Raw genomic sequence first — 21,846 nt, 5'->3', positions numbered from 1 at the left:
AACATCAAATTTTGGAATCGTTTTTTCAATCCTTGTTTATATAACAGTCCTCACAATGTCATTCTATAGTAATATGATTTTTATGAACCAACTTTTAATCGCTGGGGCAATCTTGTTCTGCATCCTTTTAATTAAGGCACTCAATAAAGTAAACTAAATAGTATTTTAAATATGGAGAATCAATCGTTTAAATTAGTAGAAGGAGAATTCACACCGGTAGAAGCCGCAGATGTATTATTCTCATTAATAGGGGATAAAATAAAATTCCACAACCTTCAAATGCTCAGCAACCAGGAAAGGTTCGGCGGAGATATGTCTCATTCTCTTAAAAGAATCGAAGAATTAAAAGCTTCCAAGAACTTAGTAAAAGAAATTATACTGGAAGCACGAGACAAAGGATATACCTTAAGCTTAAATAGCAGAGTAGAGGTTACCTTAGTTAAAACCCCTGAAAAGGTATTTTAAGTAATCTCTCTTTTGCCTTTAGGCTTCTTTTATGGATTTACATTTATTGGTTGATAACCTATCCAATCCAGCGCTTCTTTTTTTCTTTCTTGGAATCCTAGCGGTTCAGCTTAGAAGTGATCTGGAAATTCCCCAAAACTCCTCTAAATTTATTTCCTTATATCTAATGTTTTCTATTGGATTTAAAGGAGGTTTAGAATTGTCGCACAGTGAACTAAATCTACAGATTTTATGGTCCCTGGTATTTGGAATTATATTAGCTGTAGTTGTTCCTTTTTATACATATTTTATTTTAAGACGAAAATTTAGTGTCGAAAACTCCGGAGCTATTGCCGCCGCATATGGGTCGGTGAGCGCAGTTACCTTTGTAACAGCAGTGTCTTTTCTCGAAATGGAAAATATTGATTTTGGGGGTCATATGGTTGCCGTTATGGCGCTTATGGAGGCACCATCAATAATTGTAGGGGTGTTATTAATATCAATCTTTCAAAAAAATTGCAATAATAAATTTTCCCTTAAAGGTATTCTTAATCACTCTCTTACAAATGGTAGCGTTATTCTGATTATGGGAAGTTTAATAATCGGGTTTTTAGCCAGTGATGAGCAGGCTCGTGGAATTGAGCCTTTTACCACGGATATTTTTAAAGGGTTTTTAGCTGTTTTTCTGTTAGATATGGGAATTACTAGTGGAAAGAAACTAACAGATTTTTTAAAGAAGGGCTGGTTTGCTTTTGTTTTTGCGATTATTATCCCGTTAATAAATGGTTCTTTGATAGCATGGATTACAGGTAGTTTTACACAAGAAGTTGGAGATAGATTTTTATTTGCAATACTGGCAGCTAGTGCGTCTTATATTGCAGTACCCGCCGCCATGCGATTGGCAGTGCCAAAAGCTAATCCAAGTTTGTATCTACCGATGGCTCTCGCGATAACATTCCCATTTAATATCACCTTTGGTATGCCTTGGTATTTGTTATTAATACAAAATTTTTGAATTCAGATTAATCGGGATTGTGATCAACTTCAATTCCTGCCTCGAGCATTATATTAAATATTAATCGATATTCTGCCTCATTGAATTCACCATCCGCATTAGCCATTTCATTTAACATTACTCCTAGAGCATGCTTTTTATTTTCTGGCATCCCTTTTAGAATATGCATACATTCTTTTGCAGTGATATTTCTTGCTTCTTCTATTAATACCCGATCAAATTTTAAAATATTCATCAATTGGGTTAGAAGGTCTATTTCACTTTTCTTAACTTGCCCATCAACAAGTATTACCTCATCTATTGCCTTAACAATGGCCAGTTTTTCTGCTAAATTAAAATCCATATTGTATATTTAATGAGTTGGTAGGTATTTTTTAAACCTTAAAATGTATAAGAACACAAGGTAATAAAATTAAGACCAATTACTTTGAGACTTTCTCAGTATAATCATAAAAAAGTTTAAACTCTTTATTCATTTTCCCTAATACAGTTCTAATGATACACATAGACAATAGTTTTAATAGATCATCTAGTATTTTTTTAGTTTTATTTCTTATGTGCGGCCTGCTATCTTCCCAAGAGTTGAAAATTATCACCTATAATTTGAGATTGGATGTGGCTTCCGATTTAGACAATAGATGGGACAAAAGAAAGGATTTTTTAATTGGACAATTAAAGTTTTATGGACCATCCGTATTTGGCACACAGGAAGGCTTTAAGCATCAGCTTGAAGCAGTAAAAGATGGAATGCCGGGATACGAATATATAGGAAAAGGAAGAGAGGATGGGGAAGAGAAAGGAGAATTCAGTGCTATTTTTTACGACACGCAAGTCCTTGATTTACTAAGTGCTAATACCTTTTGGTTATCGGAAAACCCGAACAAACCATCTTTGGGCTGGGATGCTTCCTATAATAGGGTATGTACATACGGGATGTTCGAATTAAAAGAGGAAGGCACAAAATTTTTTGTTTTTAATACACATTTTGATCATCAGGGGGAATTGGCTAGAAAAGAAAGTGCAAGGTTAATAGCAGATCAGATTTCAAAGCTAAATACGGAAAATCTCCCGGTAATTCTGATGGGCGATTTCAACCTGGAACCGGATAATGAAACAATAGCTTTCCTAAATACCATATTTCACGATGCCCATTTATTGGCAGGAGAGGAAGCTTTTGGACCAATTGGGACCTATAATGGTTTTGATTTTAATCAAGCGGTTAACAGAAGAATAGATTATTTATTTCTTTCTAAGAAAGGAATAACGCTTCAAAAATATGCCATCTTGAGCGATTCTAAAGATATGCGATACCCGTCTGATCATTTCCCTGTATTTGCGTTGCTAAGTTTTTAGCGGAAAAGGATAAGAATAGCCCCAAGTGCGGTAAGTATCAGAATCATTTTTCGATAAAATCTTTCCCTTATTATTTTCACTAGTCGAATACCCAAAAAGAGGCCTACTAGAACTGCGGGTACTAACTTAAGATCAATCAGGAGGCTTTCTTTTGTAATGGTTTTCCAAATAAAAATGTGAAAAGGAAGTTTAATCGTATTTATTATTAAAAAGAGCCAAGCCGCTGTTCCTATAAATACGTTTTTAGGCAATCGCATTGCCAAGAAATAGATGTTAGAAAACGCCCCTGCAAGGTTTCCTATCATCGTGGTGAAACCCGCCATAATACCAGTAAAACCTGCAAAGGCGGGATGGCTGGGCACAGACTTAGACTTCCTGATATCCCACCAATACATCAGAACGACACTGGCCAAAATTATCGCAGACATACCGTACTTAAAAGTATTCTCAGGCAGGTCTTTGCCTACAAAAACACCAATAAGCAATCCGAGTATCATCCAAGGTAAAAAACGGATTATATATTTCCATTGGGCATGCCTATTGTAATACACAACGGCAAATATGTCTCCTACAATTAAAAGAGGAACCATTAAACCGGTAGATTCCTTTGCGCCAAATGCTAAAGCCATTAAGGTCACAATGATAATTCCAATACCCTTTATTCCTGCTTTTGAAATACCGAGAATAACGGCAGCTATTAAAGCTATAATCCAAGTAGTGTCGCTTAATTCCAAAATTTCAATTAAATGAGCTGTAGTGTTTTGTTATATCAGACAAATGTATCTTAAAAAATAATATCTTTATCCCTAAACCAAAACCAAACTATGGAACTTAGTACATTCGACTACACACTAATTATTGGATTTTTCTCTCTTGTTTTACTTATTGGAATATATGTTTCTAAAAAGTCGGGCAAGGATTCCAACGAATTTTTTCTCTCCGGAAGAACCATGCCTTGGTGGTTACTTGGTTTGTCGATGGTGGCTACTACATTTTCTACAGATACACCAAATCTAGTAACAGATTTGGTTAGAGATAAGGGAGTTTCAGGAAACTGGGGATGGTGGTGTTTTCTCTTGACGGGTATGCTGACGGTTTTCGTATATGCCAAATTATGGCGTAAGTCTAATGTAAAGACAGATCTGGAGTTTTACGAGTTGCGATATGGCGGGAAACCTGCAAGGTTTTTGCGAAAATTCAGGGCAGTTTACCTTGGGATTATTTTTAATGTTATTACAATGTCTGCGGTTACCTTGGCTGCCATAAAAATCGGAGGAATTATGTTAGGCCTGGAAGATTGGCAAACCGTAATTGGCGCAGGGCTTATTACAGTAGTATTTAGTGCTTTGGGAGGTTTTAAAGGGGTGGTTTATACCGATTTTTTACTCTTTTTTGTTGCCATGGGCGGTGCAATAGGAGCGGCATATTACCTAATAAATATCCCAGAGGTTGGTGGGATTGAGGCTATGATGGCGAATCCATTGGTATCCTCTAAATTAGATATTTTGCCAGACGCTAGCGATACAAACATGTTTATAACACTTCTTGTGGTGCCCCTTGCTGTTCAATGGTGGAGCTCATGGTATCCCGGAGGAGAACCTGGAGGAGGCGGATATATTGCACAGCGAATGCTGGCCGCAAAAAACGAGAATCATGCTATTGGAGCGACCTTCTTTTTTAATATTATGCACTATGCCCTTCGACCTTGGCCCTGGATTTTAGTAGCCTTGGCTTCTTTAGTGGTTTACCCCGATATTGCTAGTATTTCTGAAGCTTTTCCAAATGTTGCGGAGGGAAAATTGGGACATGATTTGGCGTATTCAGCCATGTTAACGAAACTACCAAGCGGATTACTTGGACTAGTTTTAGCTTCGTTAATTGCTGCATATATGAGTACTATCTCAACCCAGCTGAACTGGGGATCCTCCTATATTGTTTTTGACTTTTACAAAGAACAAATTAATCCTGATGCGTCAGAAAAAAGATTGGTTGCAGTTGGGAGAATATCTACCGTGGTATTAATGGTATTAAGCGCCTTTCTTGCTTTGGCAATGCAAAATGCGCAACAAATCTTTGAATTACTTTTACTTTTTGGGGCCGGAACAGGACTAATTTTTATTCTTCGATGGTTCTGGTGGAGAATAAACGCATGGACAGAAATTTCTGCCATGTTTGCCTCGGGAATTTTATCGATATTACTTAAGGCCACACCTTTAGGGGCTATGTTGTTTTCTGTAGATTCCGGAATCTTTCCTAGTTGGGGGGAAATTCCATTTGTAATGCTAATAACAACATCCATATGGTTAATTGCGACATTTACGACCAAGCCAGAATCAAATGAAGTATTGAGGTCTTTTTATAAAAGAATTCAACCTGGCGGACCCGGATGGAGTAAAGTAGTAAAAGACGCAGAAAAAGATAATATTGAAATCGATTCAGGAGAGAAATGGAGTGTACCGTCCGGACTTAAAGCCATGCTTTTAGGAGTGATATTGGTTTACTCTTTGATGTTTGCTACCGGATATTGGATTTATGGTTGGAGTACTTCCGCAATCATACTATCTGTAATCGCTGTGGTTTCAGGATATTTGCTGATAAAAGCATGGAATAAAATGAAGGATAATATACTTTAAGATGAAAGAAAGAATTATTTCAGTTGATATTTTTAGAGGCTTAACCATTGTTTTAATGATATTGGTAAATACTCCGGGCACATGGTCTAATGTTTATCCTCCATTTTTACATGCCACTTGGCATGGCTACACCCCTACTGATCTTGTTTTTCCTTTTTTCTTATTTATTGTTGGGACATCTATAGTTTTTGCGTACCAGAATAAAAAAGCGAATAAAAAAACGTACAAAAAAATAACCATAAGAGCCCTTAAATTAATAGGCTTAGGTCTGTTCTTAGGAGCATTTACGATAGCTTTTCCATTTTTAAAAGATTTTGATTCCATTCGATTTCCAGGTGTTTTACAACGGATTGGGGTTGTTTTCTTTTTCGCCTCAATACTATATATAAACTTCAATTGGAAAACACTTTTGGGCATTTGTGTAGCTCTTCTTTTGGGTTATTGGTTATGGATGGGTTTTATTCCCATAAATGGTTTGGCGCCAAGCTTTGAGAGAGCCTCTAATAACTGGGCAAATTTCATAGATTTACAAGTGTTTGGATCGCATATGTATAAAGCCGATTACGACCCGGAAGGTCTTATGAGCACACTCCCTTCAATAGCTACGTCACTAATGGGGATTTTTACAGGCCTGCTTTTGCTATCAAAACGTGAAAACAAAACCTTTTTATTGGCACTTATGGGAATAATTTTATTACTACTTGGCCACCTCTGGGATACGTGGTTCCCTATAAATAAGGCACTGTGGACTAGCAGCTTTGTTTTAGTTACCGCCGGATGGGCAAATATTACCTTGGCAATTATTTATTACTTAACCGATGTAAAAGGGGTTAAATTTGGCAGTATTTTTAGGTACGCTGGAGCAAATGCCATTACCGTATACTTCTTATCTAGTTTTATAACTAAACTTTTTTATTCTATAAAAGTCCAGGAGAATACTAGTATACATCAATGGATATTTAATAATGTGTTTGTTTATAAAGCTTTACCTCTAGAATTATCTTCCTTACTTTATGCTTTGGCCGTAGTTTCTTTTTACTTAATGCTGGCTTATGTTATGTATAAAAAAAAGATATTTATTAAGGTGTAAACAAAAGAGGATAGAACTTATGGTTTTAACCCCATATATCGACTTACATATTTTCCAATTACATCAAATTCTAGGTTTACTTCCGTCCCAACCTCATATGTATGGAAACAGGTGTTTTCATAAGTATAGGGAATAATTGCTACACTAAAACTACTTCTAGCCGAATCTATGACCGTAAGACTAACGCCGTCGACGGTTATGGATCCTTTTTCGATAGTTAAATGGTTCAGGCTTGCATCATAGGTAAACATAAAAATCCAACTACCATTTTTTCTCTCTATTTTTTCACATATACCCGTTTGATCTACATGGCCTTGAACCATATGACCATCCAATCTTGAACCCATGATCATGGCTCGTTCTAAATTTACAAGCTGCTCTTCTTTTAGAGTAGACAAGTTTGTCTTAGACAAGGTTTCCTCTATGGCGGTAACCGAATAAAATGGAGTAGCAACGTCGACTACTGTTAAGCATACCCCGTTATGTGAAACACTCTGGTCTATTTTTAATTGATCCGCTAAACTGGATCGAATTTTTATGTGAAGATTTCCTTCTTCCATTTCAAGTGCAGATACACTTCCTAAAGTTTCAATTATACCTGTAAACATGTGTCGTTTAAAATAAGTAGTTTTGCCATGTAAAAGTAGAAATAAAGCTATTGATTGCATGAAGGAAAAAGGAAAAATTAAGGTAGGAATTTCAATAGGAGATTTAAATGGGATTGGGTGCGAAATTGTTTTAAGAACATTTGAAGACATCAGAATGACCGAATTTTGCACTCCTGTTATTTTTGCCTCGAATAAAACTATTTCAAAACAGAAGTCAGATTTGGGGATTGTTCTAAACTACAATGGAATTAGAGAAGCATCTAAAGCCATTGACGGGAAAATTAATGTGGTAAATGTTTGGCAAGAGATCCCAAAAATTGAATATGGCAAGCTTTCAAAGGACATGGGAACCTATGCGATCAAATCCTTGACATCTGCAGTAAAAGCCTTAAAGGCTGGAAGCATTGATGTTTTGGTAACGGCGCCAATAAATAAGAACAATATTCAATCGAATGAGTTTAACTTTCCAGGGCATACGGATTATTTGGCTCAGGAATTGGAGGGAGAGAGTTTAATGTTTATGGTGACAGATGGTTTGCGTATTGGCCTGCTTACCGATCATCTTGCAGTAAAAGAGGTAAGTACAGCTATTACAGCAGAATTAATCAGAAAAAAAGTTAGCATTATTAGCAAGTCCTTAAAAATGGATTTTGGGATTAGAAAACCAAAAATTGCATTATTGGGGATTAACCCACATAGTGGAGATAACGGAGTAATAGGTACGGAGGATGAAGATGTCCTAAAGCCAACGATTAAAACACTTTCAGAGGAAGGCGAATTGGTGTTTGGGCCCTATGCCGCAGATAGTTTTTTTGGAAGTGAAGGGCATAAAAATTTTGATGCGATATTGGCAGCGTACCACGATCAAGGCCTAATACCCTTTAAGACTCTTTCCTTTGGAAAAGGTGTTAACTATACAGCAGGTTTATCAAAGGTTAGAACTTCCCCAGATCATGGCACGGCATATGAAATAGCTGGACAGGGGAAAGCCGATCCAAGTTCGTTTAAGGAGGCATTGTTTATGGCAATAAGTATCTTCAAGAAGAGGCAGGAATATACAGATTTAAATAAAAATCCTTTACTTAAACAAAAGCCAATTCGGAAAGGGAATTAGAAATGATTATTTTTATTGGTGTTTTAGAAAAAAAAAGTATCTTTGCACGCCTTAATCTAGTGTATTAACAGATGGAGAATAAGGAATACAGAATTCCTTTTGCGGGATTAAAACAAGGGAAGCACAAGTTTGAGTTTGATTTAGATAAAACGTTCTTTGAATCTTTTGATTATAACGAGTTTAATGATGTAACACTCAAGTTAAGAGTTGTACTAAACCGTATGTCGACCGTATTGGAATTTGAGATGACAGCCACAGGCTTGGTTAATGTAAACTGTGATCTAACGAATGAGTCCTATGATCAGCCTCTTGAAGCGGATTTAGAGTTATTAGTTAAGTTTGGACAAGAGTATAACGACGACGATGACGAAATTTTGATTATACCACATGGGGAGCATCAAGTTAATATTGCCCAGTATGTATATGAGATGATTGTTTTGGCAGTACCTTCAAAACTAATTCATCCAGGTGTAACCGATGGTACTTTAGACTCAAAAGCATTAAAAAAATTAGAAGAATTACAACCAAAAGAGAACGAACAAAAGAATAAAGACAATATTGATCCCAGATGGGACGCATTAAAAAATTTACTAACGGATAAATAGATTACATTATGGCACATCCTAAAAGAAAAATATCTAGGACTAGAAGAGACAAAAGGAGAACACACTACAAAGCAGTTGCTCCAACTCTTGCCAAGGATCCTACTACGGGAGAACTTCACTTATACCATCGCGCGCACTGGCATGAAGGGAAATTGTATTACAGAGGACAAGTGCTGATTGACAAAACAGAAGAAGAAACTGCGTAATCGAGTTTACTTTAGATATAACTCCCAATTTTTTAGTTGGGAGTTTTTTTATGAAATAGATTTAATTCTATTAAATCGTCATTTTTCTCAATTTGTCCTAAAAAATCATTAATTTTCAACGATTTTCGACCATTTTTAAAGGTTTCTCGATAAAAACCAAACGTAATATGGGTAAGATAACAGCAGCAATTACAGCTGTAGGGGCTTATGTACCAGAATTTAGGTTAACCAATAAAATGTTGGAAACCATGGTAGACACCAACGATGAGTGGATAACTACCAGAACAGGTATAAAAGAGAGGAGGATCCTTAAAGACAAGGGTAAGGGTACTTCGTATTTAGCAATAAAAGCGGCTGAAGAGCTTATCTCTAAAGCAAATATTGATACTAAAGAAATAGACTTAGTCATTGTAGGAACTGCTACGCCTGATTTACCAGTAGCGTCAACTAGTGCTTATGTTGCTGCTAAAATTGGCGCTTCCAATGCTTTCGCATTTGATATGCAGGCTGCATGTTCGAATTTTCTCTACGGGATGTCAACTGCTGCTCGATACATCGAATCTGGAAGATATAAAAAAGTTCTTCTAATAGGTGCAGATAAAATGTCCTCTATTTTAGATTATACAGATAGAACTACCTGCATAATTTTCGGAGATGGTGCAGGGGCGGTACTTTTTGAACCTAATACGGAAGGATTTGGCTTACAGGATGAATTCCTCCGCTCTGATGGTTCAGGGAGAGAATATTTGAAAATAGAAGCCGGAGGATCTATCTTACCGGCCACCGAGGAAACGGTTAAAAACAAACAACATTTCGTTTACCAAGATGGGAAGTCTGTATTTAAGTTTGCTGTTTCAAACATGGCAGATGTAGCCGCTAAAATAATGGATAGGAATAGTCTTTCACATGATGATGTGGACTGGCTAGTAGCCCATCAGGCAAATAAAAGAATCATTGATGCAACAGCCAGGAGGATGGATGTAGATTCTTCCAAAGTCATGATGAATATTGATAAATACGGAAATACAACCTCTGCGACATTACCACTCCTGCTTGCCGACTACGAAAAGCAATTGAAAAAAGGAGATAATTTGGTCTTTGCAGCCTTTGGAGGCGGATTTACATGGGGGTCAATATATTTGAAATGGGCCTATAATTAATAAAATCGATTAAATAAGAACTAAATGGATATTAAAGAAATTCAGAGTCTAATTAAATTTGTGGCAAAATCTGGAGCTAGTGAAGTTAAACTAGAGACAGAAGAAATCAAAATAACCATACGCACGGGTGCTTTGGGCAACACACAGGAAACTGCCTATGTTCAACAAATTCCAGTTGCCGCTGCTCCGGCAGCCCAGTTAATGAATCCGCCTGCGCCTCAGCAAGCACCCGCAACACCAGAAGTAACAACTGAAGCTGCTTCTTCTGACGAAGAATCAAATTATATAACTATCAAATCACCAATTATCGGGACTTTCTATAGAAAGCCCTCTCCTGATAAACCTTCCTTTGTTGAAGTTGGGTCTACTATCGCTCAAGGAGATGTTTTATGCGTGATAGAGGCAATGAAGTTATTTAACGATATCGAGTCTGAAGTTTCTGGTAAAATTGTTAAAGTATTGGTTGACGACTCTTCTCCTGTAGAATTTGATCAGCCTTTATTTTTGGTTGATCCATCCTAAATTCAGTGTTTTGAATAATCAATTTAAATCTTATCCGCTTTCGGAATTAGCTTTTTAGAATTCTATAAATTAAGTTATGTTTAAAAAAATACTTATTGCCAATAGAGGAGAAATAGCATTGCGTATTATCAGAACATGCAGAGAAATGGGCATTAAAACAGTCGCTGTTTATTCCAAAGCAGACGAAGAAAGTCTGCACGTTAGGTTTGCTGATGAAGCGGTATGCATAGGTCCTGCACCAAGTAGTGAATCCTATCTTAAAATTCCTAATATTATAGCGGCTGCGGAAATTACCAATGCCGATGCTATACACCCAGGATATGGATTCTTATCTGAAAATTCTAAGTTTTCTAAAATTTGTGCAGAACATGAAATAAAATTTATCGGGGCCTCGGAAGCACATATCGATAAAATGGGAGATAAGGCCACTGCAAAAGAAACGATGAAGAAGGCAGGAGTTCCTACTATCCCGGGGTCTGAAGGTTTGGTCAAGGATGTAAAACATGCCAAAAAGGACGCCAAAAAAATGGGTTACCCCGTAATGCTTAAAGCAACTGCTGGCGGAGGTGGTAAAGGAATGAGAGCGGTTTGGAAAGAAGAAGATATTGAGGCGGCATTTGAAAGCGCAGTACAAGAGGCGAGTGCGGCTTTTGGTAATGGTGGAATGTACATGGAAAAGCTTATTGAAGAACCCCGACATATTGAAATACAAATTGTTGGAGACCAATACGGAAATGCCTGCCACCTGTCGGAAAGGGATTGCTCCATACAAAGAAGACACCAGAAGCTAACCGAAGAAACCCCCTCACCTTTTATGACGGATAGTTTAAGAGAAGAGATGGGTAAAGCTGCTGTTAAAGCTGCAGAGTATATAAAATACGAAGGAGCAGGGACGGTTGAGTTTTTGGTAGATAAACACAGGGAATTCTACTTCATGGAGATGAATACACGAATTCAAGTAGAACATCCCATAACGGAGCAGGTGGTAGATTACGATCTTATTAGGGAACAAATTTTAGTGGCGGGAGGTGTGCCTATTTCTGGTAAAAACTACACACCAAAACTCCATGCTATCGAATGTAGGATTAATGCTGAAGATCCATATAATGACTTTAGACCTTCTCCAGGAAAAATTACTACACTACACACCCCAGGGGGTCACGGTGTCCGTTTAGACACGCATGTCTATAGTGGGTATACCATTCCACCTAACTATGATTCTATGATTGCCAAATTAATTACGTCCGCCCAGACTAGGGAAGAAGCGATTAATAAAATGAGGAGGGCGCTCGATGAATTTGTAATTGAAGGGATTGCTACGACAATACCTTTTCATCGACAATTAATGGATAATCCAGATTATTTGGCAGGGAACTACACGACCAAATTTATGGAAGACTTTAAAATGAATCCTAAACCAGAAGAATAAGATTTACAACTCCAGCTGCTGCTGGAGTTTTTTTTTAATACTATGGAATTAAGCTATTGGGAAAAAACAACATGGCTTTCCAATATTGATATTACAATAATTGGAAGTGGTATAGTTGGTTTAAATTGTGCCCTGCAATTGTCTAAAAAATACCCAGAGGCCAAGATATTAATCTTAGAAAGAGGGGTTTTGCCCCAGGGAGCTAGCACAAAGAATGCGGGATTTGCATGTTTTGGAAGCATTTCTGAAATTCTGAGTGATTTAAATTTTCATAGTGAAGAGGAAGTCTTTCAACTTGTAAAGTCGAGATGGGAAGGTATAAAAGTATTGCGAGACACTTTAGGTGATAAAGGAATACAATACGAACAACTAGGGGGTCATGAGTTATTTTTAAAAGAAGAAGAAAATCTTTTGGATAACTGCCTGGATAAAATGCAAAACATAAACAACTTGTTAAGACCAATATATAGAGAAAGTCCTTTCCAGGTGAGCCAAAACATATTTGGTTTTACAGGTATTCAAGATCAGTATATCACCAATAAATTCGAGGGTCAAATAGATACGGGAAAAATGATGAAGAATTTGCTCAATGAAACCCGGAAAGCGAAAATTGAAATATTAAATGCTATAGAGGTGTTATCCTTCGAAGAAAAAACCTTCGGGGTTAAGATTCAAACTAATTCCTTTGAATTTATTTCGGAAAAACTTGTAATTACAACCAACGGATTTGCAGGTAAATTTTTTAATGAGGATATAAAACCTGCAAGAGCTCAGGTTTTAATTACAAAAGAAATTCCTGGTTTACCAATAAAAGGTTGTTTTCACTTGGAAGAAGGCTACTATTATTTCAGGAATATTGGGAATCGTATACTTTTTGGCGGGGGCAGGAACTTAGATTTTAAGGCCGAAGAGACGATAGAATTTGGCCGGACCACCCTGGTACAGGAAAACCTGGAAAGACTACTTCGAGATGTTATTCTGCCAAGAATCAACTTTGAAATTGATCAAAGATGGAGTGGGATTATGGGTGTTGGTAACAAAAAAAAACCCATTGTTAAACAAATTTCCGAAAGAATATTTTGCGGTGTAAGATTGGGAGGAATGGGGATTGCTATAGGGAGTTTAGTTGGAAAAAAAATAGCAGATATTACCTAGATGCTTTATAAAGACGACTTAAAAGGAGAGCTACATAGATTTTGCGAGCTGGTAGTAAGTAAGAAGTTAGAGACTATTCAAAATAGCCTAAAAGATGTTCAAGAAGGACTAACTTCTGAAACCAAGAGTACAGCTGGTGATAAACATGAAACAGGAAGGGCAATGTTGCAGATAGAAAGAGAAAAAATAGGCGAAAGACTAAGGCAAGCAGAAAATATGCAAAAAATACTACGTTCTATAGACCCGAATGAGACAAGTGAAAGAATAGGGCTTGGAAGTTTGGTACATACCACTAATAATAATTTTTATATTGCAACTCCTTCCGGATGCTTTACTTTAGGGCAGGATGAAATATATTGTATCTCAGTAAAAAGTCCCATTGGCATTTTGTTACTTGGGAAGCAAAAGGGAGATTTTTTTGAATTTAACGGAGTTAAAAGTAGTATTTTAAAGGTCAAATAAAGAGGATGATTAGCTAAGAATTCTCTTTTTTAGTATAGTTAGAGATAATTATTTCTCTAAAACAAATCATTGGCATGAAATTATACAAGCATATAAAAGGAATTTTGCTAGAACAGGAACAAGATTTTTACCTAATTGAAGGTATGGAATGGGAAGCCTTGATTAACAGAGACGAGTTGTATGAAACCTTACTTGCTTTGGCAAAGGAAAGAACCCCTTTAGAAGACTCTCAATCTTATTTAAGGGCAGGAATATTAGCCCCTATTGGTAAAAATCAGGAAATATGGGCTAGTGGTGTAACCTATTATAGCAGTAAGTTAGGTAGAGAAGAAGAATCTAAGGATACAGGAGGAAGCGACTTTTATGCCCGTGTTTATGATGCCGCAAGACCGGAATTGTTTTTTAAGGCATTGGGGTATAGAGCAATTGGGCCTGAGGGGCATGTAAGAATTCGCAGAGATTCTAGTTGGGACGTACCAGAACCTGAACTAACATTAGTTATTACTTCTTCGGGTACCATAGTAGGCTATACCATCGGAAATGATATGAGTTCTAGAAGCATAGAAGGAGAGAACCCCTTATACCTGCCCCAAGCAAAAAGTTATGATGGTTCTGCCGCAATTGGGCCATGTATTCTGGTTCTTAAAGATTCCCTGTCTAAAGACACCACTATATCTTTAAGAATCCGTAGAGGCTCTGTAGAGGCTTTTTATGGTAAGATTAAGATAGATCAGATAAAGCGAAAATTCGAAGATCTTGTACATTACCTATATGCAGAAAACAGCTTTCCCTTTGGCAGTTATCTTATGACGGGAACGGGAGTGGTACCCACCTCTGAATTCACCTTAAAAAAGGGCGATATAATTGAAATTAGTATAGAAGGGATTGGGACTTTAAGAAATACGGTTTCTGCGTAGAAAAATTATAAAGAATCGGGTTTTTGTCGGTTAGTTTTTTTGTCTGAAAGGTGTTTTTTTGTTTTTAACCGTTTTTCTACAGATGCTTTTGAAGGACTAGTTTTTTTACGAACCTTTGGGATATGCGAGGCCTCTATTAATAAGTTGTATATTCTTTTTATCCCTATCTCTTTGTTTCTTGCCTGACTTCTAGTTTCTCCCGATTGAACTATTAAACAGTTTTGATTACTTAATTTTAGGAGTTTCGAGTTTATTATTCTCGACTTCTCTTTTTCATTAAGTCCAAGAGAATTAGGAATATCGAGGCTAATTTCTATTCTGGTCGACACTTTGTTTGCATGCTGTCCTCCGGGGCCACCACTTGGGGTGGCCTTAATTTTGAGCTCTTTTACTATTTGATTCCAATTCACTTTTCTTCCTCTTACTCCCTGAGGCGTAAATTAATAACCTCTAAAGGGATATTCAAAAATAATTCTGTTTCGGGAGATATGTCCTTATCTGAATGAAAATAAACGTCAATATCTGAACTTAAAGCCTTAATTAAGTAATAACTTCCCATAGTATACGATTGAATAACCTTAGCTGGCAAGCCTGAACTATATGAAATCCTAAACTCATGGGCATAGACAATAATTCTTCTTTTTGTGTTGGCATAGGATTTTAGAACTTCTATCGGAATAGAATTGGCCTCACCAAAAAGGGAAGCAACATATAATTCTTTGGGATTTTTATAAAGCTCCATAATTGGCTTATTAGCTATAATCCCTTTATCCTTTAGTACCATTACCCTATCCGCAAATGGAAGTATGTCTTGATGGTCATGGGTGGCAGTGAGACAGGTGATTTTTTTTTCTTTTAAATAAGCAAAAAGACTTCTTCTTAGACTATTCTTTTTAAAATTATCTATATGGCTAAAAGGTTCGTCTAGCAGTAGTAATTCTGGTTCTTGGGCAAGAGCTCTGGCCAGCGCAACTCGCTGTTGTTGCCCAATACTTAGTTCTTTGACTTTTTTGTTTTCATATGAAGACATTTCAATCATCTCCAGGAGTTCTTTTGTTCTGGTTTTTAATTCTACTGGGTTCGTCACCGTTAAATATTCACTTATATTTTCTGCAACCGTAGTAACGCCCATCAAATCAAAACTTTGGGACATATATTTCATAAAAGGTTTTCCGGGAACCAGAGAAAACAAGGGACCTTCAATAAATTGTTCACCCCATCGAATACTACCAGTATTAGGCTGTAAAATACCATAAATAAGCTGTAGTAAAGTGCTCTTACCACAACCACTTTCTCCCATAATTGCAAAATGCTCCCCTTTTTTTACGGAAAAGCTAAGATCATGTAGCACTAGATTTTCTTTATAAGAAAATGAAATATCATTTATTTGGAGCATAGTTGGGTTTGTGGTATTTCAAAATAACTATTTATGGATTTCAATTTACTCTTTGAAGATTTTGTTTACTTTCTTATTGGGTAATTCTTTATAACCCATATTGTAAAACGTAAAACCAAAAATATCTGCATATTGTTCAATTGTCTTATTAACAGGTGTGCCGGCTCCATGCCCTGCATTAGTCTCGATTCTAATTAATACGGGTTTGTCTCCATATTGTTTATCCTGTAGTTCAGCAGCAAATTTAAAACTATGCGCTGGCACAACCCTGTCATCATGGTCTCCGGTTGTTATAAGTGTAGCTGGATAAGTAATACCATTTTTAATATTATGTAATGGGGAGTAAGCCTTTAAATAAGTAAACATTTCGGCACTGTCCTCAGAGGTGCCATAGTCATAGTGCCAGCCAGCCCCGGAAGTAAAGGTATGGTAACGTAGCATATCTAAAACACCAACTGCTGGTAAAGCTACTTGCATTAAATCTGGTCGTTGTGTTAGGGTAGCACCTACAAGCAGGCCTCCATTTGAACCTCCTTTAATTGCTAGGTATTTATTTGAGGTATATTTGTGTTTAATTAGGTACTCTGCCGCAGCGATAAAATCATCAAAAACATTTTGTTTTTTTAATTTTATTCCGGAATCATGCCAGTCTTTGCCATATTCTCCCCCACCTCTTAAATTGGGTACAGCATATACGCCTTCTTGCTCTAACCATATGGCGTTTACTATACTAAAATAGGGAGTTAAGCTAACATTAAAGCCGCCATAGCCATATAAGATGGTTGGATTTTTAGCATTTAAATCTAAATCTTTTTTATAGGTAATGATCATAGGTATTTCGGTTCCATCCTTTGAGGGATAAAAAACTTGCTTTGATTCGTATAGCTGCGGATCGAAATCAATTTGTGGACTCCAATATTGCTCGTAATGCCCTGAATTCACACTAAATTTATAGGACGAGCCGGGGGTGTAGTAGTTAGTAAAATTAAAATAGACCTCCTTATCATCCTTTTTACCACTAAACCCGCTTGTACTCCCAATTCCAGGCAGTTGAATTTCTCTTATATAAGCCCCGTCATAATTGTATTGCAAAACTTTAGAATTGGCATCTACCATATATTCCGCAAAAAAGTATCCACCACCTTTGGTAGGGTTTAGAACATATTCTGTTTCCGGGATTATATCAATCCAGTTTTCAGGAGTAGGACTGGAAGCGGGGACCTGCACTATCTTCTGGTTAGGAGCCTTGTAATTGGTAACTAAGAACAAATTTGCTCCTCGATTGTCAATTAAATAAGTGTCCGATTCTTCATTAGAAATTATAGGGATCAAGGAAGAATTCTTTTCAACTAAATTTTTAAGAAACAGTTTGTTTCCCGCAGTTGAATTGGCTGCGGATATCAACAGATAATTATTGTCTTTTGTAACCTTAGCTGTTATATATCTATGTTTCTCGCTTGGAGTCCCCCCAAAGATTAGTTTGTCTTCTGACTGTTTGGTACCTAGTCTATGATAATAGAGTTTATGTTGATCTGTTTTGTCGGAGAGTTCACTGCCCAGCGGCTTATCATAACTCGAGTAATAAAAGCCTTCATTTTTATACCAGGAGATATTGCTGAATTTTACATCTTTTATGGTGTCTTCCTTTATAGTGCAGTTCTGCGTTTCAATTACAATTATCTTTCTCCAATCACTTCCTCCTTCAGATATGGTATAGGCCAATAATTCTCCATCCTCTGTAAAGCTGATGGCCATTAATGAGGTTGTACCGTCTTCAGAAAACCTATTGGGGTCTAAAAATACTTGTGCTTTTTCCCCTTCTTCAAACCTATATAAAACATATTGATTTTGAAGCCCATCATTTTTATAGAAATAAGTATAATCTCCCTCCTTAAATGGAGTAGTTATTTTTTCATAGTTCCATAATTCTTGTAGACGATCTTTTAGGTTTTTACGAAAAGGAATGTTTTCTAAATAAGCATGAGTAGTTTCATTTTGAAGAGTAACCCATGCCTTGGTGGCTTCACTATTATCATCCTCTAACCATCTAAACGGATCTTTAACTTCTTCTCCAAAATAATTGTCGATTATAATTTTTTTCTCAGTAGCTGGATAATTCACTTGACTCTTTTTTGGTTCTTGAAAATCCTGACAACCTATGGCTAATAAGGGTACAAATAGTATGGGTAAAGGACATTTCATGGTGCTTTTGTCAGCAAAGGACAAAATTACTACAAAATTCACTACTTAAAAGATGGGCATCCCCCGATTTAACAAAATTTAAGTTATCCTTTGCCAAGAAGTCCATTTTCATGCAAATACTCGGCTATTTGTACTGCGTTGGTAGCAGCTCCTTTTCGCAAATTATCTGCAACAATCCACATATTAAGGGTATTTTCCTGGGTTTCGTCTCGTCTTATACGACCAACAAATACATCATCTTTGTTATGTGCATAAACCGGCATAGGATAGGTATTAGTAACCGGATTATCTTGTACAATTACCCCTGGGGAATTTTGCAATAGGGAGCGTACTTCTTCTAACTCAAACTCATTTTCGAAGGCTACATTGACCGCTTCGGAATGCCCTCCAGAAGTTGGAATACGAACGGCAGTAGCCGTAATAGAAAAAGAATTGTCATCTAGAATTTTCTTGGGTTCACGGGCTAGTTTCATTTCTTCTTTAGTATAACCATTATCCATAAACACATCACAATGCGGTAGAGCATTTCTATTAATGGGATAAGGATAGGCCATTTCTCCATCAACACCTGCCATTTCATTTTCTAATTGCCTCACAGCTTTAACACCGGTACCTGAAACGGACTGATAGGTAGAGACAACCACCCTTTTCATTTTATATTTATTATGAAGAGGGGCCAAGACCATAACCAACTGAATAGTGGAGCAATTGGGGTTGGCAATAATTCTATCTTCTTTTGTCAGAGCGGTGGCGTTTATTTCCGGAACTATGAGCTTTTTGGAAGGATCCATTCGCCAGGCAGAAGAATTATCAATTACTGTGGTACCGACTTCTTCAAACTTAGGCGCCCACTCTAATGAGGTATCTCCTCCAGCTGAGAAGATAGCCAAATCTGGTTTACTAGATACTGCTTCCTCCATACCAATAATAGTACGGGTCTTGCCTTTAAAGTCTATTTTCTTTCCTTTAGATCTTTCAGAGGCCACTAACATTATTTCACTAAAAGGAAAATTCCTTTCGGATAATACTTTGAGCATTACCTCTCCTACCATACCAGTCGCTCCAATGATTGCTATTTTCATTCTAAAAAATTAATTATCAAAGGTATTCCAACCAATACTTTGGTACAAATTTTATTTGCAATATTAGAATTATATAACAATTTGTTGTAAAACCAACAATGTATTAATAGAAATGCACCATCTTCAGTCCAGAAGACTTACTTATTTACTATTGTTTTTTTAAAAGGTCCCGAATTTCTGCTAACAATTCTTCCTGAGTAGGCCCTTTGGGGGCCGGTGGTGCGGGTGGAGTTTTTGTTTTATTATAGGCTTTAACAATGAAGAACATTACCAGGCCTACAACAATAAGGTTTACTATTGTGTTTACCCAGGCGCCCCACCTAATAGCATTTTCGGGGATATATCCAGCTTCTCCTTCAACTCCTGAGGTTTCGGTAAGGATAATTTTAAGGTTTGCAAAATCAACCCCTCCAGAAAATTGACCTACAATTGGCATGATTATATCAGCTACAAAGCCATTAATTACAAGGCCCATTGCTCCTGCCATAATTACAGCCACAGCAAATTCAACAACATTGCCCGTCATTATAAAACTCTTAAATTCCTTTAGCATAGTTTTGTGTTTAATAGTTAGTTAAATATTTCCATAAAGTTATGAAAATAAAGTATATATAGGCACCAATGAAACGCGCTAGTCTCCCACAAAAGTTCTTTTTATTCGCTGGGAAATTCCACACAAGAGTTCATAAGAAATCGTATCTGCGGTTTTTGCGAAATCTTCCGCAGAATGCCCTTTTCCAAAAATTAGTACTTCATCGCCTTCGTCGCAGTCTATACCTGTAATATCTACCATAATCATATCCATACAAACATTTCCAATAATGGGTGCTTTGCTACCATTTATTATGACGGAAGCTTTTCCATTTCCATATTGTCTTCCTATTCCATCGGCATGGCCTAAAGGTAAGGTAGCAATTCGCCTGGATTGGGCACTTGTAAACGCACGATTATACCCAACAGTTTCATTTGGTTGTAGTGAATGTATCTGTGATATAATTGTTTTTAAGCTAGCTACAACTTTTAAGTCGGAATCGAACCTATCTTCATTCCCATAACCATATAAACCAATACCACTGCGGACCATGTCTAATTGTGCCTCTGGATAATTTAGGATCCCGGAAGTGTTAAGGATGTGTCTAAAGGGCCGGGATTCTAAATTCTCACTAAACAAATTGGCTTGGCTTTGGAAAAGTTTTATTTGACTTAATGTAAATTTATCTTCAGAGACATCCTCTGAGGCAGCGAGATGAGAGAATACCGATTTAACATTAACTTCCGACCTATCTTTTAAGAGAGTTTTGATTTTTGAAATCACATCAGTACCAAAACCAAGTCGATTTAAACCACTGTTAAACTTAATATGGATTGGGTAATTTGATTGTTTTAACTTCTTGGCTTCTTCTAGAAACTTCTGCAGAACTCGAAGAGAATAAATATTCGGCTCCAGACAATGCTTAATCATTAAAGGGTATCCTTGCGGCTGTGCGTGCAGCACAAGAATAGGGAGTCGAATCCCTCCTTTTCTTAAAGAAATTCCTTCAGAGATGTATGCTACAGCCAGGTAATCCGCTCCAAGCTGCTCTAGTTTTTTGGCAATTACAATACAGTCGCTTCCATATGCAAAAGCCTTTACAACCCCTAAAAATTTTGTGCCCCGCTTAAGTTTGGAACGCAAATAACGATAATTGTGTTCTAAGGCATTGAGGTCTATTTCTAAATGAGTTTCTGAAAAATTAGGCATCCATACCTTTTTTTAGTTCCTTAACCTCTTCTGCCTGCACCTCCATTTTACTGATTTTTTCTTTTAGAATTGCCTTGTAGAAGGCAGCCCTACTCAGGGGCTCATAGGCTTCGGTTTCCCCAAGCATAACAAGTTTATTGTTGTTTGATTTTCTATAGCTATAATTGGCCAGATTTCCTGTTCTGGTGCAAATTGCATGTACTTTGGTAACATATTCTGCTGTGGCCATAAGAGCAGGCATTGGCCCGAATGGATTTCCTTTATAGTCCATGTCAAGGCCGGCCACCACTACCCGAATTCCCATATTGGCCAAGTCGTTACAAACGGTTATAATCTCATCATCAAAGAATTGGGCCTCATCTATTCCTACCACATCACAATTATCTGCCAGCAACCTAATATTTGCAGCTGCAGGAACAGGGGTAGATCTAATCTCATTTTCATCATGAGAAATAACTTTTTCTTCGTGATATCTGGTATCAACTATGGGTTTAAAAATCTCTACTTTTTGTTTAGCAAATTGTGCTCTTTTTAGACGCCTTATCAGTTCTTCAGTCTTCCCGGAAAACATACTGCCACTGATGACTTCTATCCAGCCGAATTGTTCTTTATGATTAACAGTGTTTTCGAGAAACATTTTGTAATTTTAAACCAAAGTAAAGACCTATTTATGCTTTAGTGGTAATTGGATTATAAAAGTATTAAAAAAGAT

24 protein-coding genes are annotated in these 21,846 nt (G+C 36.9%); 14 read left to right on the top strand and 10 right to left on the bottom strand.

Annotated elements, in window-relative coordinates:
• The first annotated feature begins 171 nt into the window (after window positions 1-171).
• A complete protein-coding gene (locus PXG98_RS02750; protein ID WP_276388872.1) occupies window positions 172-465 on the top strand; it encodes a hypothetical protein in 294 nt (97 codons plus the stop codon).
• A gap of 31 nt (window positions 466-496) precedes the next feature.
• Entirely contained in the window at window positions 497-1,459 is a 963-nt protein-coding gene (locus tag PXG98_RS02745; RefSeq protein ID WP_276388871.1) for a sodium-dependent bicarbonate transport family permease, read from the top strand.
• Between the two features lie 7 nt (window positions 1,460-1,466).
• Here the strand turns inward: PXG98_RS02745 and PXG98_RS02740 are convergent, their stop codons facing one another.
• The gene (locus PXG98_RS02740) at window positions 1,467-1,802 is read right to left on the bottom strand and encodes a tellurite resistance TerB family protein (protein WP_276388870.1); all 336 of its coding nucleotides are present in this window, start codon (window positions 1,800-1,802) and stop codon (window positions 1,467-1,469) included.
• Between the two features lie 152 nt (window positions 1,803-1,954).
• On the opposite strand from PXG98_RS02740, the gene PXG98_RS02735 reads away from it, so the two are divergent.
• A complete protein-coding gene (locus PXG98_RS02735) occupies window positions 1,955-2,812 on the top strand; it encodes an endonuclease/exonuclease/phosphatase family protein (RefSeq protein ID WP_276388869.1) in 858 nt (285 codons plus the stop codon).
• On the opposite strand, the gene PXG98_RS02730 is transcribed toward PXG98_RS02735, so the two are convergent.
• Window positions 2,809-3,546 carry a sulfite exporter TauE/SafE family protein gene (locus PXG98_RS02730; RefSeq protein WP_276388868.1) on the bottom strand — a complete coding sequence of 246 codons (738 nt, stop codon included), beginning with the start codon at window positions 3,544-3,546 and terminating at the stop codon, window positions 2,809-2,811. The genes PXG98_RS02735 and PXG98_RS02730 overlap by 4 nt on opposite strands.
• 90 nt (window positions 3,547-3,636) lie before the next feature.
• On the opposite strand from PXG98_RS02730, the gene PXG98_RS02725 reads away from it, so the two are divergent.
• Window positions 3,637-5,445: a sodium:solute symporter family protein gene (locus tag PXG98_RS02725; protein ID WP_276388867.1), complete on the top strand. Its 1,809-nt coding sequence runs from the start codon at window positions 3,637-3,639 to the stop codon at window positions 5,443-5,445.
• Between the two features lies 1 nt (window position 5,446).
• Window positions 5,447-6,535 carry an acyltransferase family protein gene (locus PXG98_RS02720; protein ID WP_276388866.1) on the top strand — a complete coding sequence of 363 codons (1,089 nt, stop codon included), beginning with the start codon at window positions 5,447-5,449 and terminating at the stop codon, window positions 6,533-6,535.
• Between the two features lie 17 nt (window positions 6,536-6,552).
• Here PXG98_RS02720 and PXG98_RS02715 read toward each other — a convergent pair whose 3' ends face one another.
• Window positions 6,553-7,143 carry a riboflavin synthase gene (locus PXG98_RS02715; protein WP_276388865.1) on the bottom strand — a complete coding sequence of 197 codons (591 nt, stop codon included), beginning with the start codon at window positions 7,141-7,143 and terminating at the stop codon, window positions 6,553-6,555.
• 58 nt (window positions 7,144-7,201) lie between these two features.
• Here PXG98_RS02715 and pdxA point away from each other — a divergent pair, with 58 nt between their 5' ends.
• From pdxA to PXG98_RS02670, 9 genes are all read left to right on the top strand, one after another.
• Complete coding sequence (pdxA, locus tag PXG98_RS02710; RefSeq protein ID WP_276388864.1) at window positions 7,202-8,257, top strand: 4-hydroxythreonine-4-phosphate dehydrogenase PdxA; 1,056 nt, start codon at window positions 7,202-7,204, stop codon at window positions 8,255-8,257.
• Window positions 8,258-8,328: 71 nt separating this feature from the next.
• The gene (locus PXG98_RS02705) at window positions 8,329-8,862 is read left to right on the top strand and encodes a YceD family protein (protein ID WP_276388863.1); all 534 of its coding nucleotides are present in this window, start codon (window positions 8,329-8,331) and stop codon (window positions 8,860-8,862) included.
• An 8-nt stretch (window positions 8,863-8,870) separates the two neighbouring features.
• Window positions 8,871-9,068, top strand: a complete 198-nt coding sequence (gene rpmF / locus PXG98_RS02700; protein WP_276388862.1) for a 50S ribosomal protein L32 — start codon at window positions 8,871-8,873, stop codon at window positions 9,066-9,068.
• Between the two features lie 167 nt (window positions 9,069-9,235).
• Complete coding sequence (locus PXG98_RS02695; RefSeq protein WP_276388861.1) at window positions 9,236-10,228, top strand: beta-ketoacyl-ACP synthase III; 993 nt, start codon at window positions 9,236-9,238, stop codon at window positions 10,226-10,228.
• Between the two features lie 24 nt (window positions 10,229-10,252).
• A complete protein-coding gene (accB, locus tag PXG98_RS02690; protein ID WP_276388860.1) occupies window positions 10,253-10,750 on the top strand; it encodes an acetyl-CoA carboxylase biotin carboxyl carrier protein in 498 nt (165 codons plus the stop codon).
• Window positions 10,751-10,826: 76 nt separating this feature from the next.
• On the top strand, window positions 10,827-12,179 hold the full coding sequence (accC, locus tag PXG98_RS02685) for an acetyl-CoA carboxylase biotin carboxylase subunit (RefSeq protein ID WP_276388859.1): 1,353 nt from the start codon (window positions 10,827-10,829) through the stop codon (window positions 12,177-12,179).
• 42 nt (window positions 12,180-12,221) lie between these two features.
• The gene (locus tag PXG98_RS02680) at window positions 12,222-13,334 is read left to right on the top strand and encodes an NAD(P)/FAD-dependent oxidoreductase (protein ID WP_276388858.1); all 1,113 of its coding nucleotides are present in this window, start codon (window positions 12,222-12,224) and stop codon (window positions 13,332-13,334) included.
• The gene (locus tag PXG98_RS02675; RefSeq protein WP_276388857.1) at window positions 13,335-13,796 is read left to right on the top strand and encodes a GreA/GreB family elongation factor; all 462 of its coding nucleotides are present in this window, start codon (window positions 13,335-13,337) and stop codon (window positions 13,794-13,796) included.
• 74 nt (window positions 13,797-13,870) lie between these two features.
• Window positions 13,871-14,713, top strand: a complete 843-nt coding sequence (locus PXG98_RS02670) for a fumarylacetoacetate hydrolase family protein (RefSeq protein ID WP_276388856.1) — start codon at window positions 13,871-13,873, stop codon at window positions 14,711-14,713.
• Between the two features lie 5 nt (window positions 14,714-14,718).
• Here PXG98_RS02670 and arfB read toward each other — a convergent pair whose 3' ends face one another.
• The 7 genes from arfB to PXG98_RS02635 form a co-directional block, all read right to left on the bottom strand.
• Window positions 14,719-15,123, bottom strand: a complete 405-nt coding sequence (gene arfB, locus PXG98_RS02665) for an alternative ribosome rescue aminoacyl-tRNA hydrolase ArfB (protein ID WP_276388855.1) — start codon at window positions 15,121-15,123, stop codon at window positions 14,719-14,721.
• A gap of 11 nt (window positions 15,124-15,134) precedes the next feature.
• Window positions 15,135-16,109 (bottom strand): ABC transporter ATP-binding protein, encoded by a 975-nt coding sequence (locus PXG98_RS02660; protein ID WP_276388854.1) that lies wholly within the window; start codon window positions 16,107-16,109, stop codon window positions 15,135-15,137.
• Between the two features lie 45 nt (window positions 16,110-16,154).
• Window positions 16,155-18,311, bottom strand: a complete 2,157-nt coding sequence (locus PXG98_RS02655) for a prolyl oligopeptidase family serine peptidase (protein ID WP_276388853.1) — start codon at window positions 18,309-18,311, stop codon at window positions 16,155-16,157.
• Between the two features lie 83 nt (window positions 18,312-18,394).
• On the bottom strand, window positions 18,395-19,393 hold the full coding sequence (locus PXG98_RS02650) for an aspartate-semialdehyde dehydrogenase (protein ID WP_276388852.1): 999 nt from the start codon (window positions 19,391-19,393) through the stop codon (window positions 18,395-18,397).
• Between the two features lie 148 nt (window positions 19,394-19,541).
• A complete protein-coding gene (mscL, locus tag PXG98_RS02645) occupies window positions 19,542-19,946 on the bottom strand; it encodes a large conductance mechanosensitive channel protein MscL (RefSeq protein ID WP_276388851.1) in 405 nt (134 codons plus the stop codon).
• A gap of 78 nt (window positions 19,947-20,024) precedes the next feature.
• Complete coding sequence (gene alr / locus PXG98_RS02640) at window positions 20,025-21,134, bottom strand: alanine racemase (RefSeq protein WP_276388850.1); 1,110 nt, start codon at window positions 21,132-21,134, stop codon at window positions 20,025-20,027.
• Window positions 21,127-21,771, bottom strand: coding sequence for a thymidine kinase (locus PXG98_RS02635; protein ID WP_276388849.1), 645 nt, complete (start codon window positions 21,769-21,771; stop codon window positions 21,127-21,129). The genes alr and PXG98_RS02635 overlap by 8 nt, the downstream gene beginning before the upstream one ends.
• Between the last annotated feature and the right edge of the window lie 75 nt (window positions 21,772-21,846).

Origin of the sequence: Eudoraea chungangensis (assembly GCF_029360665.1) — a bacterium.
In the GTDB taxonomy this organism is placed as follows: domain Bacteria; phylum Bacteroidota; class Bacteroidia; order Flavobacteriales; family Flavobacteriaceae; genus Eudoraea; species Eudoraea chungangensis.
The sequence above is the reverse complement of the archived record's forward strand: the minus strand, read 5'-3'. Positions and strand labels throughout refer to the sequence as shown.

Bases quoted from the DNA above. Each gene is read 5' to 3' on its own strand.
- PXG98_RS02750 (WP_276388872.1), top strand. From the start codon at position 172: ATGGAGAATCAATCGTTTAAATTAGTAGAAGGAGAATTCACACCGGTA.
- PXG98_RS02745 (WP_276388871.1), top strand. From the start codon at position 497: ATGGATTTACATTTATTGGTTGATAACCTATCCAATCCAGCGCTTCTT.
- PXG98_RS02740 (WP_276388870.1), bottom strand. From the start codon at position 1,802: ATGGATTTTAATTTAGCAGAAAAACTGGCCATTGTTAAGGCAATAGAT.
- PXG98_RS02735 (WP_276388869.1), top strand. From the start codon at position 1,955: ATGATACACATAGACAATAGTTTTAATAGATCATCTAGTATTTTTTTA.
- PXG98_RS02725 (WP_276388867.1), top strand. From the start codon at position 3,637: ATGGAACTTAGTACATTCGACTACACACTAATTATTGGATTTTTCTCT.
- PXG98_RS02720 (WP_276388866.1), top strand. From the start codon at position 5,447: ATGAAAGAAAGAATTATTTCAGTTGATATTTTTAGAGGCTTAACCATT.
- PXG98_RS02715 (WP_276388865.1), bottom strand. From the start codon at position 7,143: ATGTTTACAGGTATAATTGAAACTTTAGGAAGTGTATCTGCACTTGAA.
- pdxA (WP_276388864.1), top strand. From the start codon at position 7,202: ATGAAGGAAAAAGGAAAAATTAAGGTAGGAATTTCAATAGGAGATTTA.
- PXG98_RS02705 (WP_276388863.1), top strand. From the start codon at position 8,329: ATGGAGAATAAGGAATACAGAATTCCTTTTGCGGGATTAAAACAAGGG.
- rpmF (WP_276388862.1), top strand. From the start codon at position 8,871: ATGGCACATCCTAAAAGAAAAATATCTAGGACTAGAAGAGACAAAAGG.
- PXG98_RS02695 (WP_276388861.1), top strand. From the start codon at position 9,236: ATGGGTAAGATAACAGCAGCAATTACAGCTGTAGGGGCTTATGTACCA.
- accB (WP_276388860.1), top strand. From the start codon at position 10,253: ATGGATATTAAAGAAATTCAGAGTCTAATTAAATTTGTGGCAAAATCT.
- accC (WP_276388859.1), top strand. From the start codon at position 10,827: ATGTTTAAAAAAATACTTATTGCCAATAGAGGAGAAATAGCATTGCGT.
- PXG98_RS02680 (WP_276388858.1), top strand. From the start codon at position 12,222: ATGGAATTAAGCTATTGGGAAAAAACAACATGGCTTTCCAATATTGAT.
- PXG98_RS02675 (WP_276388857.1), top strand. From the start codon at position 13,335: ATGCTTTATAAAGACGACTTAAAAGGAGAGCTACATAGATTTTGCGAG.
- PXG98_RS02670 (WP_276388856.1), top strand. From the start codon at position 13,871: ATGAAATTATACAAGCATATAAAAGGAATTTTGCTAGAACAGGAACAA.
- PXG98_RS02660 (WP_276388854.1), bottom strand. From the start codon at position 16,109: ATGCTCCAAATAAATGATATTTCATTTTCTTATAAAGAAAATCTAGTG.
- PXG98_RS02655 (WP_276388853.1), bottom strand. From the start codon at position 18,311: ATGAAATGTCCTTTACCCATACTATTTGTACCCTTATTAGCCATAGGT.
- PXG98_RS02650 (WP_276388852.1), bottom strand. From the start codon at position 19,393: ATGAAAATAGCAATCATTGGAGCGACTGGTATGGTAGGAGAGGTAATG.
- mscL (WP_276388851.1), bottom strand. From the start codon at position 19,946: ATGCTAAAGGAATTTAAGAGTTTTATAATGACGGGCAATGTTGTTGAA.
- alr (WP_276388850.1), bottom strand. From the start codon at position 21,134: ATGCCTAATTTTTCAGAAACTCATTTAGAAATAGACCTCAATGCCTTA.
- PXG98_RS02635 (WP_276388849.1), bottom strand. From the start codon at position 21,771: ATGTTTCTCGAAAACACTGTTAATCATAAAGAACAATTCGGCTGGATA.